Source organism: Chloroflexus sp. (assembly GCF_049970315.1).
Classification (GTDB): Bacteria; Chloroflexota; Chloroflexia; order Chloroflexales; family Chloroflexaceae; genus Chloroflexus.
The window spans coordinates 68560-82153 of sequence record NZ_JBMFNE010000015.1; the positions used below are offsets into that span (position 1 = coordinate 68560).

Below are 13594 nucleotides of genomic sequence, written 5' to 3' on the forward strand. Positions count from 1 at the left end.
CCTCCGCACCTTTGCGGTCTTTGCGCCTTTGCGATCTTTGCGCCTTTGCGTTATAGCGTCCACGGCCCCTTGCCCAACCATCTGGGCTGTCGTAGAATAAAAAAAGTAATCGCATCATACTAAGCCGGTTGCACCATTCATTGAAAATATCGCCCGGACTTGGTATTACGCTTGCAGGCAAGGTAAAACACGTATATGGCTATTCGACGCATTCTCCGCATTGACGACGCCGAGGATCGCAAAATCCTCAAAATGCAATGCCGTCCGGTCAAACTACCGGATCGCAATCTCAAGCAGTTGGTCGCCGATATGTTCGAGACCATGCACGCCGCTAACGGCGTGGGGTTAGCAGCACCGCAAATCGGTATTCCAATCCAGCTCTGCATCATCGAAATTCCGCCCGAATACGAAGAGCAGCCTGACGGCAGTCTCGTCGAGGTGGCTCCGGCCGAGCCGCATGTACTGATCAACCCACGCATCGTCAAAACGAGCGGCGAAGAGATTATGCGCGATGAAGGTTGTCTCAGCCTACCCGGCTGGTACGGCATGGTCCCGCGGCAAACGTGGGTGACGGTCGAGTTTCAAGACCTCAGCGGCAAGCATCACCGTCTCCGCCGGGCCGATGGTCTTTTGGGCTGGGCGATACAGCACGAGGTCGATCACTTGAACGGTATCCTCTTCACCGAACGCATCCGCGACCTCAGCACGCTGCGCGACATTACCAAAGAGCGTGAACCGCAACCGATCGAAGCTAAGGCCTGATCGATCACTGTTATGGATACCTCTGATCTCGTGCAGACAGCGCTTTACGTCGCAGCGCAAGCGCACAACGGTCAGCTTCGTCCCGGCACCGATCTACCCTATATCGTTCACATCAGCGATGTTGCGTTAGAAGTAGCAGCCGCACTGACCGTTGAACCACACGCTGATCGAACACTGGCGCTGTGCTGCGCACTACTGCACGACGTGCTTGAAGATACGACTATCGGTGAAGCGGTGCTAACAGCACAGTTTGGCCCGGCGATTACGGCCGGAGTGCTCGCCTTGACTAAAAACTCGGCGTTACTACCGACAGAACGAATGGCCGATAGCCTACGCCGCATTCAGGCTCAACCCCGTGAGGTATGGCTGGTCAAATTGGCCGACCGGATCAGCAATCTCTCGACTCTACCACCCGCCCATTGGTCGGCGGAACGGATTGCAGCGTACCGATCCGAAAGTGAATTGATTCTGGCTACCCTTGGCTCGGCCAGCCCATACCTAGCAGCCCGCCTGCAAACGAAGATCGACCGGTACGGGATGATTAACGGCCGATGAGGCAAGGAGGAACTATGCGAATTGCCGTTGGCAGTGACGAAAAGAACTATCTCACCGATGCCTTGATCGCCGATCTCGAACGACGTGGGCACGAGTTGATTTTATTTGGCCCGCTCACCGGTAACAACGACCCGTGGCCCGATGTGGGACGGGCCGTGGGTGAGGCGGTAGCATCCGGTCAAGCCGATCAGGGCATTGTCTGTTGTTACACCGGCACCGGGGTCAGCATTGCCGCCAACAAAGTGCCCGGTATTCGGGCAGCGCTGTGCCACGACGCGCAGACGGCTGCTGGCGCCCGAAAGTGGAACGACGCTAACGTGTTGGCGCTGAGCCTACGCCTAACCACACCCGAACTGGCCCGCGAAATCCTCGATGCGTGGTTCGCCACCGAATGCCCACCGGAAGAGCAGGCGACGATCGACCGGCTGCGCGCATTTGACCGGGTTATTAGGGCATAGGAGCCTCAGAGCGCACCGCTCCCGCTCTCGCGGGGGATTGCTTCGCCGCGCGCGGCGCGGCTCGTAATGACAATCGGAAAGGCGAAATATACCCCGCGCGTAACATCTAGACCCATGGTATAGTACAAAAGTCAGCTCTTTACCAAGCCATGCCCCGGTTACAGCGCCGGGGCATGTATGTTCAAGGGAACGACGTTGGCTCAGGCGCGAGGGCATTCCTGTGCGCCTGCACCATGAATGGTGATACACCTTTAGGGAGAACAGTATATGCAAGATATGCAAGGCAAAACCGTCATCGTGACCGGCGCCAATTCAGGGATCGGCTACGTCACGGCACGCGAGCTGGCGAAGATGGGGGCGCGCGTGATGATGGTGTGCCGTTCGCAAAGCAAGGGTGAAGCGGCACGTCAGTGGATCATGCAAGAAGCGTCCAACGCACCACAACCCGAACTAGTACTAGCTGATTTCGCATCGCTGGCTTCGGTACGCCGCGCCGCTACCGAACTACTTGAACGCTGCCCACGCATCGATGTGCTGATCAACAACGCTGGTCTCTTCGTCTCCGAACCGTTGGCCAGCGCCGACGGCTACGAACTTACCTTCGCCGTCAACCATCTTGCCCCATTTTTACTCACCAACCTGTTGCTCGAACGGATCATTGCCAGCGCACCGGCCCGCATTGTCAACGTGTCATCGTATGCCCACGTCACCGGCAACGTCAAGATTCCGCAGATTGCCTCACCGCAACGTGGCAATATCGCGCAGGCGTATGGTGACTCAAAGCTGTGCAACATTCTCTTTACCAACGAATTGGCTCGGCGCTTGCAAGGCACCGGCGTCACTGCCAACAGCTTGCATCCGGGCGCCGTAGCCACCAACTTCGCTGCCGATGCCCGTGGGTTGTTTGCGTTCTTCTTCCGGCTCGCCCGGCCATTTATGCTCACACCCGAACAAGGCGCCGCGACGTCGATCTACCTTGCTTCGTCGCCGGAAGTGGAAGGGATGAGTGGGCTGTACTTTGTACGGAAAAAGCCGGCGCAACCGTCGGCCAAAGCCCGCGATGCAGCTTTGGCGCGGCAGTTGTGGGAGTTCAGCGAGCAGTTAGTGCACGAGAAAGTTGCGATTAGTTAACGCAAAGTCGCGAGGCGCGCGAAGAGCGTGAAGGGTTAAGAGTGGGTGGGTCGTACTGCTGTATACCCCTACGTGACAGTATCACTCCTTTGCGTTATCACACCGGCAAAATCACTTCAACCGTCGTGCCACGGCCCGGTTCACTCTGAAAACGAAGTTGACCGCCGTGGCGCGCAACAATCTCGCGTGAAATCGCCAATCCCAAACCAGTCCCCCCACCATCGGGCCATGTGGTAAAAAACGGCTCTCCTAGCCGGGCCAGCGTCGCCGCATCCATCCCGATCCCGGTATCGCGAATCGTCACCGTAATTGAGGTTCCATCACTCATCGTTTGCGCGAGCACAGTACCGGCACCACGACACGCATGCACTGCGTTCAGCAAAAGATTGAGAAACACCTGATTCAACTCACCGGGATGGCAGAACACGCGGGGCACCTGACCATACTCCTCGTGAATCGTAACACGCGGGCCGCTTACCGCACGCACCATACGTACGGTACTTGCCAAGCCCTCATTCACGTCAGCCGGTACCAAACTATCTTCATCGGGACGAGCAAACACCCGCAAAGCGCGTACAATTGCGGCAATCCGTTCGATACCGGTTTGGCTCTCACGAATCGCATCGCTCACATCGTGCCAACCCAGCTCGTCGGTAGGAGCAGCGCGCAACGCCGGCAACCGCTCGGCCAGAAACGCCAGATTATTCGCCACATACCCTAACGGCGTATTAATCTCGTGCGCGACACCGGCCACCAATTGACCAAGCGACCGCATCTTCTCAGACTGCACCAGTTGGGTCTGCGCCGCTTTGAGTTCGGCATGGGCGCGTTCCAGTTGCTTTAACGTTGCTTCTAATTGCTGATTCGCCGCTGCGAGTTGCGCTGTGAGAGTCATTGCCGAACCGAGATCGAGACCCAACGCGATCACACCACAAACGGCGCCAGCCTCATCGCGTAACAGCCACGTCGTGTAGCCGAGCAAAAACGGCGGTTCCCCAACCCGCAGATGATCAAGCTCCCAATGCTGTACTCCACCTTCCCGCAGCGTCTGCTCGATCATCGTCTGCGCCTTAGCAATACTAAACGGATCGAGCAGGGTTGCAAACAACCGCCCACGCAGATCGGCAGGTGTCAACCCAAACCGTGTCGCCGCCGCCGCATTGCAATCGACGACACGCCCCTCAACACTAAGCCAAAATACGACGTGTGGCGCGTGTGCAAAGGCGGCAAACAACTCATTCATGGCTCTGTGCAGCCAGTCGAATGCGGTAGAAATTGACGAGATGGCCCATTAACTCAAGCAACACCAACCGACCCTCTTCCATATACACCGCAATCCGCTGCGGTGTCTGACCACGACACAGGCGACGAAGTGCTTGGGTATGAATCTCGATCACATCACGCGGCCCGGCCCACAGTAAACCAAGCCGCTCGCTAAAAACGCGCAACCGGTCGGGCATTGAGCGCTGATCCTGTAAGCCACGCTGTTCGGTTGCCAAGTCGAGTAGACTACTGTAATTGGCGACTAAATCGTTAAACAGCGCCGGAGATGTTTGGGCCAGCGGACTACCCATCGCCGGCACACTCGTGGCCGATGACTCAACCTCATTTTCCCATTGCACCAACTCGAGTCGCATCACATCATCGGCCTGCGCCTGATCGAGCAACTGACGCAGCATCGCAATCTGGGCTTGCGCTTCACGAGCTACCCGTCGTTCATGCACAGCAATCTGATACTCTTGCACCAACTGTTCGAGTTTACGGCGAAGCGCAGCAATATCCCACGGCTTGGACATAAAGCCCTGCACCGACCCAAGATTGATCGCCTCAATCAGGGCAGCCGGATCGGTATAGCCCGAAATAATGAAGCCACGCGCCTCGGGTTGCAACTCACGTGCGCGCGCCAGCAACTCGACCCCACTCATTGTCGGCATCCGCTGATCGGTTAAAATGACCGCTACCGGCTGTTGCTGAAGAATGTGCAACGCCGTCTCAGCATCAGTTGCGGTAAAGATGGTAAACCGATCGCGTAATGAACGGGCCAGTGAACTGGTAACGTTCGGATCATCATCCACTATTAAGACGGTGGGACGTTGTTCATCACTGGCTTCGGTCATGGCGCAACTCCTCGCCGGCAGGATAAGCAGGTATTGGTGAGGAATGAATATATCCCGGTACATTACCCAACGACGACTAGTAATAAACCAAAAATTTCATCAATTCTAATCATCGTAGACGTTCTCATGAACCATACGTTGTCGTCAACAAAACCGTTACTGAACGCATCAACCAATAAAGGCAACTGAAATCATAGCGCCGGCTAAAGGATTGGTCAAGCCAATCCCTGCACACAGACAGTGTATCGTGATAAAATTGAGCCACCCATAACCCAGGGGCATGAACCAGAAAGCACGATAGATATGCAGAATCCAACCTATAACGTGCTCGTCATTGATGACGACCCCAACATTCGGGACATTCTTAGCGATTTACTCAAACGCGAACGGTGTGCGGTCCGCACCGCCGCTTCTGGTCAGCTCGGTATTGCCGCTGCTCATGAAGAACTCCCCGATCTTATTCTCCTTGATGTCATGATGCCGGACCTCGATGGGTTTACCGTCTGCCGCATGCTACGCGACGATCCGCAGACCGCCGAGGTGCCGATTATTATGATTACTGCGCTCGATGATCGCAAATCGCGGTTGGAGGGGATGAACGCCGGTGCGGACGAATTCCTTGCAAAGCCGGTGGAACTCAGTGAGTTGCGCTTACGTGTGCGCACAATGCAACGGATCAACCGCTATCGGCGTCTCATCGAAGAGCGGGAGCGTGCTGCTGCCCAAGAACGCCAACTTACCGAGCAGGCCAAGCAGGCAGCGCAAGCACTGGCCGAAGCGTATGACCAGACCCTGATCGGGTGGTCACGTGCGCTCGATCTTCGTGATAAAGAGACGGAAGGGCATTCACAGCGTGTTGCGCAACTTACCATCGCGGTAGCCAAGGCGCTCAACATTCCCCCCGAAGAACAGATCAACATGTGGCGCGGTGCAATGTTGCATGATATTGGCAAGATTGGTGTTCCCGATTCAATCTTGCACAAACCCGGCCCGCTCACCGCCGAAGAGTGGGAGATCATGCGTCGTCATACCACCTACGCCTACGAGCTACTTTCACCGATTGCCTTTTTACGCCCGGCCCTCGATATTCCATATTGCCATCATGAGAAGTGGGACGGTACCGGCTACCCGCGTGGATTACGCGGCGAAGAAATACCCCTCGCCGCCCGTATCTTCGCACTGGTAGATGTTTGGGATGCGCTAACCAATGACCGACCCTATCGCAAAGCTTGGTCACGTGAACAGGCCTACCAGTACATTCGCGATCAAGCCGGTAAGCACTTTGATCCTCATCTCGTTGATCTCTTTTTATCCATCGCCGCGCCCGATCTGGCCGCGGCTAAAGAACGAGGAACGTGATGAGGCGCCGGTTACGGTTCTGGAGCCAGAAAATCGACCGCAACATAACCTTCTAATCCATCAGGAGTGCGCACCGGTCGCCAAACATAATCACTGCCGGGAACATCTTCTCCGATCTGTTCGAGGCGCGTACCTTCGGGTAAGGTTGTAATCGGCGGATCGTTCCGATTGGGTTGCGGTCGCAAGAATAGTCCCTGATTACCGGTGTTGACAACCACAAAAAAGCGTGGTGCCGGCGTAGGGGCAGGTTGCGCGGTTGTATTTGCTTCGTTACCGGGCAAACTACCCGCGTCTGCGGTTGGGAGGGTGATAGCTGTTGGGAGCTGCGTGCCTAACGGTGCGTTTCGCTGGTCACCACGGAGCAGCCATAACACGATCACGAAGAACAGCGCCAACAAGACCACCAATATCAACAGATAGATCCAACCGCGCTGCTGCAACCAACGTGGCAGTGTCTGCCAAATATTGGCAGAATTGATAGTTGTAGTACCACTTTGTTGGGACGGTCGCCACTTGGAAGTGGTTGATGTCGCCTGCAACCGTTCGGTGCGTGAGGATCCTCCCTGACGAGACTGGTCACGCTGAACGCTCCCGGTTGGTCGTTGTCCTTGTTCGTCTGCCATGTGTTATGCCTCCGCTCTCGTCGCTACGGCGTATGATAGCATACTTCAGCCACGTTCAGCGCTCTGGTGCAAATAGGCGAGTAACGGCTGGAGGTAAGACGTAATCCCCTTGTAGGCGAGCATGTCCGGCTCAACTTGTTGCAAGAGCGCGGCTAGGGCCGCAGCCCAGCGGGGATTCGCGGCTAACCGGGCTAAGGGGGCAACATACGTATGCACCGTGAATAAGACCGACGGATGGCGGTTGAGACGCACGAGCGTTTGTCGTTCGACGCGGTAGAAGACGCGCTCACCGGCATTTTCGGCAGTAATCGCTGCTTTCTGTTCGTCGAGCGACCCCAACCGGGGCGAGAGGTCAAGGTCGGGCAAGACAACGAGTGACCAATTACGCCGCCAAACCGGCCGCTGTGGCAGCAAGCGGGCAACAAGCTGATTCGTCGAATAGGCGATCTGTTCACGAAAACCGGGTACCGGTCCATGAATGGCTGCCAGCGGTAATCCCATTTTATCGCCGATGCACCAGCGATTGGGAAAACAGAGCTGACCGGCAATCAGGGGATGACCGGACAACTCATCGACTGCCATAAGCAAGAGATCCTCTTGCACCTGTCGACCAAGCCAATCTATCGGCCATAGTTCGAGATCACCGTTTAGCTTGATCGTCGCCGTCTGACCGAGCAAGCGATTTTCCCAATAGATTTCATTACCGCTCCGCCGCATGACAAACCACTGCGGATAGCTACGGGCCAGCTCACCCACGCCCCATTCCAACAATTCCCACTGTGCCGATAGGCTGTCGGGATACGCTTGCACGTAATACGAGAGGTGCGTTTTGAGCAATGCCAGCTTGAGCGAGACTTCATCGTGATAGTGGGCGAGATCGACGTGGAATACCGGTGCACCATGCAGTGGGTAGGCACTCACCCGCAAGACGTTCGGTGTCGGGATAACAAACGGATCGAACGGCCATGCTTCAACCATGCTGTACCTCGCGAGCAGCCCAGGCTGCAACAGCTCGAATATGATCGGGAGTCGTCCGACAACAACCACCGATCAGCCGTGCCCCGGCTGCGTACCATTGCCGCGCTTGGGCGGCAAAATCGTCGATCTCGGTCGTGCCGATCCAGCATTGTCCAACCGGATCGTAGACCTCGCCGGAGTTGGGGTAGACTACGATCGGCTTGGTCGTCACCGACCGGATTGCCCGTATCAGATCGGGGATAAAACGCGGCGCTGTGCAGTTAATACCAATCGCGGCGACTTGTGGGTGAGCAGCAATTTCGGCGGCAACCTCGGCTACCGGCTCACCCTGTGCGGTATGCACACCATCGCGGGCACTCAAACTAATCCACGCCGTGAACGGAGCAAACTCCGGTAACAATGCGACTAATGCCCGTGCCTCATCGAGGCATGGAATCGTCTCGCAGGCAAACAGATCGGGTTGGGCTGCAGCCAGGGCAGCCATCCGCGGCCGGTGAAAGGCGATCAGTTCATCAACCGATAGGCCGTAGTTACCATGGTATTCCGAGCCATCGTGCAGATACGCGCCGTAGGGACCAATCGACGCCGCTACAAGCGGGCGGATGCGTCCTACGCGGTTGGCCGGATCAGCCCAGAAGGCATCGCGCGCAGCGCATGCTAGGGCAACTGATTGCTGCAAGAGGGCGATGGCTTCTGCTTCATCCAACCCACGCGCCATAAAGCCGGGGATGGTCGCTTGATAACTAGCCGTGATCGCAACGTCAGCCCCGGCAGCGAAATAATCGGCATGCACGGCTTGGATCAGGGTCGGGTTCTCGATCAACACTTTCGCCGACCAGAGCGGATCGGCCAGATCACAACCGCGCCGTTCGAGTTCGGTCGCTAGCGCGCCGTCGAGGATCAGCAGCGGGCGCTGCGCTAACGCATCAGCAATCGGATTCATAACCGTATCCTTTGTTTGGATATAAACACGCGAAGGCGCAAAGATATTTTGATAACGTTTGGCGATCAGAAATGTGTTACGAATTTGCTGTTTTTTTACTTTATCATCGACACATTACGTCTTAGCGCCTTGGTGTTCCTGCAACCCGCGCAGCATACAGAACTTCACGACTTCATACCACGCCAGGGTTGCGCAGAGGAACAATCCCAACCAACCATCACGCCAGCCACCGAGTTGTAGATAGCGGCGGATAAACTCACGGACTGGTGCACCGATCAGATTCCGCAGCCGCATTCGTCGTCCGTTACAGTAGAGCATGGTAGCCTCGGCCCACGCATAGCGTGCTTGTTTCTGCCACAACTCATCGAACCGCTCGATATTGAGATGGAGCAGATGACCGTGCAACTCCGCAACCGCACCGGTCAGCGTTGCTACTTCGTGAACGCGTACCCGCTCATCATATCGGGTTGCATCGCGTCGAAGCAGGCGCAGTTGATAATCGGGGTACCAACCACCTCCCCGTAAGCGCCGACCGAAAAAGAGGTTGTACCGTGGAATACGGTAGCCAGCGATGGTGTCAGGCGGATTGCGATACACCAGGGTCGCCAGCTCGACGAACAACTGCGGCGTTAATCGCTCATCGGCATCGATGAAGAGGACCCATTCACCGCGACAGCGTTGCAACGCTAAATTTCGTTGCGCACTGAACCCACGCCACGGTTCGATCCACACCTGTGCGCCGTGCGTAGCGGCAATTGCCGCCGTCTCATCGCGGGTCTGTGCATCGACAATGACAACCACGTCGTCACTGAGACCGGCGATACTGCGCAGACAGCCAGCGATATACGCCGCTTCATCGCGGGCGATGATCGCAATTGATAGGCGCATCATAGACTAAAACAACGTACCCTGTTGTGGCCCACTCTCATCTTCAAGTGGCAGCGAACGTTCGGGGAAGGGCAATCCCAGATGCTCATAGGCACGACGAGTTGCCACACGCCCGCGTGGTGTGCGCTGCAAGAAGCCAAGCTGCAACAAGAACGGCTCATACACATCTTCAATCGCGTCTACTTCTTCGGCCAACGCTGCGGCCAGCGTGTTCAGCCCAACCGGTCCTCCATTGAACAACTCAATAATTGCACGCAGTAGGCGACGATCATTTTCATCGAGGCCCAACTCGTCAATCTCTAATTTAGCCAATGCCTCACGAGCCACCGTCAATGTAATTTCACCATTGGCAACCACTTGCGCATAATCACGTACCCGGCGCAGTATCCGGTTGGCGATCCGCGGTGTACCACGCGCACGTCGGCCAATTTCACGGGCCCCTTCTGGGCTAATCGGTACCCCCAAAATACGCGCCGAACGACTGACGATCTCGCTCATGGCTGCATCCGAATAAAATACCAACCGATGTACTGCAACGAAGCGATCACGGAGTGGCGAGGTGAGCAGTGCCAACCGGGTGGTAGCGCCGATCACGGTGAAACGGGGTAAGTTGAGCCGCAAACTTCGCGCACCAGGACCTTTACCAACTACCAGATCGAGCGCGAAATCTTCCATTGCCGGGTAGAGTACCTCTTCTACGGCTCGGTTAAGGCGATGCACTTCATCGATAAACAAGACATCGTTCGGCTGCAAATTGGTTAAGATCGCGGCTAAATCACCGGCTCGCTCAATCGCCGGTCCACTGGTAATCTTGATTTTGGCCCCCATCTCATTTGCCACCACGTTGGCTAACGATGTCTTGCCTAAACCCGGTGGACCGTAAAAGAGGGTGTGATCGAGTGCCTCGTTGCGACCCCGAGCAGCAGCAATCGCAATCCGTAACTGCTCGACAACCTTTTCTTGGCCGATGAATTCGCTGAGCGTGCGTGGACGCAGGCTCTTCTCTATCTGTTGGTCGTCGCTATCAGAATGAGGATTCACTAGCCGCTCGGCGCTCATGCCTTTCCTTTCACCATCGTTTCGCACAGGTGTACGCATCTGGGCTGATTATACCATTGAATAAGGCGTGTTCGTAAAGTGGACGGATGGGGGGTACGGATGGGAGGGGACACGGATTTTCACAGATGTGACGGATGCAACGGATGCGCACGGATGGGGATTAGGGGACGGATGCGACGGATGGGGCAGGGGACACGGCAGCTCAACCTTCAAGAATTCTCGTATAATGAAAATAGTTTGCGTTTGCACCAAGCAGATGTCTTAACTTTGTCAACTCACACCGGCTATGCTCATTCACTGGTTCCGGCGCGATTTGCGCCTACACGATAATACGGCGCTGCTGGCCGCTGCCGATGCGAGCGGAGGGGCGGTGATTCCAGTCTTTATCTTCGATGATACTATTCTGGGCGGGCGCTTTGCTAGCCCGGTACGTACTCAATTTTTGCTCGATAGTTTGACTGCGCTTGATGGCGAGTTGCGTTCGTTGGGACTGCATTTGGTGTTGCGACGCGGCGAGCCTCTCGCTACGCTGATGGCGCTGTTGCGAGAGAGCGGTGCCCACGGGGTGACGTGGAACCGTGACTATACACCATACGCTGTCCAACGTGATAGTACAATTAAGCGTGAACTGCGTGCTGCCGGCTACCGCGCCGAGAGTTATAAAGACACGGTTATCTTTGAGATGAACGAGGTGGTGACTGCCGCCGGTCAGCCGTATACGGTCTATACGCCTTACGCCAAACGCTGGCGCGCACGCCTCGAGAGCGAACCGGTGCGGGTGCAAGGTGTTCCTGAGCTAACGGCTATCCCGTTGCCGGCGAGTGATCCCCTTCCCGCTCTGAACGATCTCTTGCCTACCGCGCCGACGAGTGTGCCCCGCTTTGCTGCCGGCGAAATAGCAGCACGGACCGCACTCGAACACTTCATCCATAACGCTATTGCAAACTACGCCACCGCACGTGACCTTATGGCTATCGCCGGTACGTCTCGCCTCTCACCCTATCTTCGGTTTGGGATGCTCTCACCGCGTCAGTGTGTAGTTGCAGCACGTGCCGCACCATCCGGTCCGGGGCCAGAGAGTTGGATCGGCGAGTTGATCTGGCGTGAGTTCTATATACAGGTGCTTTACCATTTTCCTCATGCCCTACGCGGTAGCTTTAAGCCGGTCTATGACCGGATTGTGTGGCCCAACGATCCTACCCTGTTTGCTGCGTGGCAGCAGGGTCGAACCGGTTATCCGATTGTTGATGCAGCGATGCGTCAACTGCGACAAGAAGGGTGGATGCACAATCGAGCGCGCATGATCGTTGCCTCGTTCCTCACCAAAGACTTGCTTATCGACTGGCGATGGGGTGAACGCCACTTTATGCACCTGCTGATCGACGGCGACCCGGCGGCAAATAACGGTGGTTGGCAGTGGGCTGCCGGCACCGGTACCGATGCTCAACCCTACTTCCGTATCTTTAACCCGGTCAGCCAAGGGCAAAAATTTGATCCTGATGGTGCATACGTGCGGCGTTATGTGCCGGAACTTGCCGGTGTGCCAACGCGCTACATTCACGAACCTCACAAGATGCCACCGGCCGAACAGGTCCGGGCTGGCGTTCAGATTGGGCGTGACTATCCGGCGCCGGTAGTCGATCACGCTACTCAACGCTTGCGTGCGCTCGAACTGTATCGATCAGCGACGCGCACCAATGACGCTGCGGCGGAACAGTATGCTTGATGATCGAACAGAGCTGCATTTTCCGGCTAACGGAATGACCGAAGTACCACTGCTTTGGCAACCGCAAGTGGTACGCTGCCATGCTGCCGGTCCCGGCGGACGACCGTTGCATGTCTTGATTGATACCGGCACCGATCCTTCGGCTATCGATCTGACGTTGGCGCGCCGCCTTGACTTACGTATCGGCGATTTTGCTCTCGGTTCTGATGCGGCATCCGATGCCGTTCCCTTTACCGAGACGGTGTTGCCGTGGTTGCGGATCGGCGCATTGACCCTGCGGCATCTTTACCTGATGGCCGTTGACCTTAGCCACGCGCCATTCCCGGTAGATGTTGTGCTCGGATACAATGTTTTGCATCAACTCAACCTGACCATTGATTACAGGCGACAAACGCTGCGCTTATGCCACTCCGACCTTCCTCCTTCACCACCCGGACCGCGCGGAGTGTCCCTCCCTCTCCTTTTCTTCGAGCACTTCCCGGCGATACATGCCCGCGTCACTGCACCGCATACCGCCGAGCTACTCCTTACCCTCGATACCGGATCAAACAGTGCCCTTACCCTCAGCCCAGATCTCGCAGCGACTCTTGGACTTGATGTGCAAACTACACCTGCTACCACCGGTCATGGTTTCACTACGACAACGCCCGTGGTGCTTGGTATGGCCGTCGATCTGCAGATTGGACCGTTTCATCTTGATGGCGTTGCGGTTGATGTTCCGGCTACTCACTACGGTGACCTTGGCCGCCCGGGGCGTGCGAATGCCGGTAATCGGTTACTTAGTCGCTTTCGGCGGGTTACCCTCGATTATCGGCGTGCGGTGTGTGTTGTGGAAGAGTAGGTAACGCAAAGGTGCTAAGCGTCGCTGAGAGTTGCAGGAGGTGTGAAGGTGTGATATGGTGCTTTGTACGTTAGTGGCTCTTCAAGCCCCGTTGCGCCTTTGCACGCTCACGCCCTTACCCTCCAATAACCAATTCCACAAAGGAAGACGAGAG

Annotated in this window: 14 protein-coding genes; 7 read left to right on the forward strand and 7 right to left on the reverse strand. The window is 56.4% G+C overall.

Annotated elements, in window-relative coordinates; genetic code table 11:
• The first annotated feature begins 195 nt into the window (after positions 1 to 195).
• The 4 genes from def to ACP5OT_RS11580 all read left to right on the forward strand — a co-directional run bounded on the left by def (position 196) and on the right by ACP5OT_RS11580 (position 2906).
• A complete protein-coding gene (gene def, locus ACP5OT_RS11565; RefSeq protein WP_424676582.1) occupies positions 196 to 762 on the forward strand; it encodes a peptide deformylase in 567 nt (188 codons plus the stop codon).
• Positions 763 to 774: 12 nt separating this feature from the next.
• On the forward strand, positions 775 to 1317 hold the full coding sequence (locus ACP5OT_RS11570; RefSeq protein ID WP_428132202.1) for an HD domain-containing protein: 543 nt from the start codon (positions 775 to 777) through the stop codon (positions 1315 to 1317).
• A 14-nt stretch (positions 1318 to 1331) separates the two neighbouring features.
• A complete protein-coding gene (locus ACP5OT_RS11575; protein ID WP_424676580.1) occupies positions 1332 to 1775 on the forward strand; it encodes an RpiB/LacA/LacB family sugar-phosphate isomerase in 444 nt (147 codons plus the stop codon).
• A gap of 267 nt (positions 1776 to 2042) precedes the next feature.
• Positions 2043 to 2906 carry an SDR family oxidoreductase gene (locus ACP5OT_RS11580; RefSeq protein WP_424676579.1) on the forward strand — a complete coding sequence of 288 codons (864 nt, stop codon included), beginning with the start codon at positions 2043 to 2045 and terminating at the stop codon, positions 2904 to 2906.
• A gap of 97 nt (positions 2907 to 3003) precedes the next feature.
• Here ACP5OT_RS11580 and ACP5OT_RS11585 read toward each other — a convergent pair whose 3' ends face one another.
• Positions 3004 to 4149 carry a PAS domain-containing sensor histidine kinase gene (locus ACP5OT_RS11585; RefSeq protein ID WP_424676578.1) on the reverse strand — a complete coding sequence of 382 codons (1146 nt, stop codon included), beginning with the start codon at positions 4147 to 4149 and terminating at the stop codon, positions 3004 to 3006.
• Positions 4142 to 5023, reverse strand: coding sequence for a response regulator (locus ACP5OT_RS11590; protein ID WP_424676577.1), 882 nt, complete (start codon positions 5021 to 5023; stop codon positions 4142 to 4144). The genes ACP5OT_RS11585 and ACP5OT_RS11590 overlap by 8 nt, the downstream gene beginning before the upstream one ends.
• A gap of 303 nt (positions 5024 to 5326) precedes the next feature.
• Between ACP5OT_RS11590 and ACP5OT_RS11595 the strand changes: the two genes are divergently transcribed.
• Positions 5327 to 6382, forward strand: coding sequence for an HD domain-containing phosphohydrolase (locus ACP5OT_RS11595; RefSeq protein WP_424676576.1), 1056 nt, complete (start codon positions 5327 to 5329; stop codon positions 6380 to 6382).
• A gap of 11 nt (positions 6383 to 6393) precedes the next feature.
• On the opposite strand, the gene ACP5OT_RS11600 is transcribed toward ACP5OT_RS11595, so the two are convergent.
• The 5 genes from ACP5OT_RS11600 to ruvB form a co-directional block, all read right to left on the reverse strand.
• The gene (locus tag ACP5OT_RS11600) at positions 6394 to 7005 is read right to left on the reverse strand and encodes an SH3 domain-containing protein (RefSeq protein ID WP_424676575.1); all 612 of its coding nucleotides are present in this window, start codon (positions 7003 to 7005) and stop codon (positions 6394 to 6396) included.
• Positions 7006 to 7050: 45 nt separating this feature from the next.
• Complete coding sequence (locus ACP5OT_RS11605) at positions 7051 to 7983, reverse strand: heme-dependent oxidative N-demethylase family protein (protein ID WP_424676574.1); 933 nt, start codon at positions 7981 to 7983, stop codon at positions 7051 to 7053.
• Positions 7976 to 8926, reverse strand: coding sequence for a homocysteine S-methyltransferase (gene mmuM, locus ACP5OT_RS11610; protein WP_424676573.1), 951 nt, complete (start codon positions 8924 to 8926; stop codon positions 7976 to 7978). Before mmuM ends, ACP5OT_RS11605 begins: the two co-directional genes overlap by 8 nt.
• A 114-nt stretch (positions 8927 to 9040) precedes the next feature.
• Positions 9041 to 9817 carry a glycosyltransferase family 2 protein gene (locus ACP5OT_RS11615; RefSeq protein WP_424676572.1) on the reverse strand — a complete coding sequence of 259 codons (777 nt, stop codon included), beginning with the start codon at positions 9815 to 9817 and terminating at the stop codon, positions 9041 to 9043.
• Between the two features lie 3 nt (positions 9818 to 9820).
• Positions 9821 to 10873 (reverse strand): Holliday junction branch migration DNA helicase RuvB, encoded by a 1053-nt coding sequence (gene ruvB, locus ACP5OT_RS11620; protein ID WP_424676571.1) that lies wholly within the window; start codon positions 10871 to 10873, stop codon positions 9821 to 9823.
• A 286-nt stretch (positions 10874 to 11159) separates the two neighbouring features.
• Here ruvB and ACP5OT_RS11625 point away from each other — a divergent pair, with 286 nt between their 5' ends.
• Positions 11160 to 12599 (forward strand): cryptochrome/photolyase family protein, encoded by a 1440-nt coding sequence (locus tag ACP5OT_RS11625; RefSeq protein ID WP_424676570.1) that lies wholly within the window; start codon positions 11160 to 11162, stop codon positions 12597 to 12599.
• Positions 12592 to 13440, forward strand: a complete 849-nt coding sequence (locus ACP5OT_RS11630) for an aspartyl protease family protein (RefSeq protein WP_424676569.1) — start codon at positions 12592 to 12594, stop codon at positions 13438 to 13440. The genes ACP5OT_RS11625 and ACP5OT_RS11630 overlap by 8 nt, the downstream gene beginning before the upstream one ends.
• Positions 13441 to 13594 lie beyond the last annotated feature (154 nt).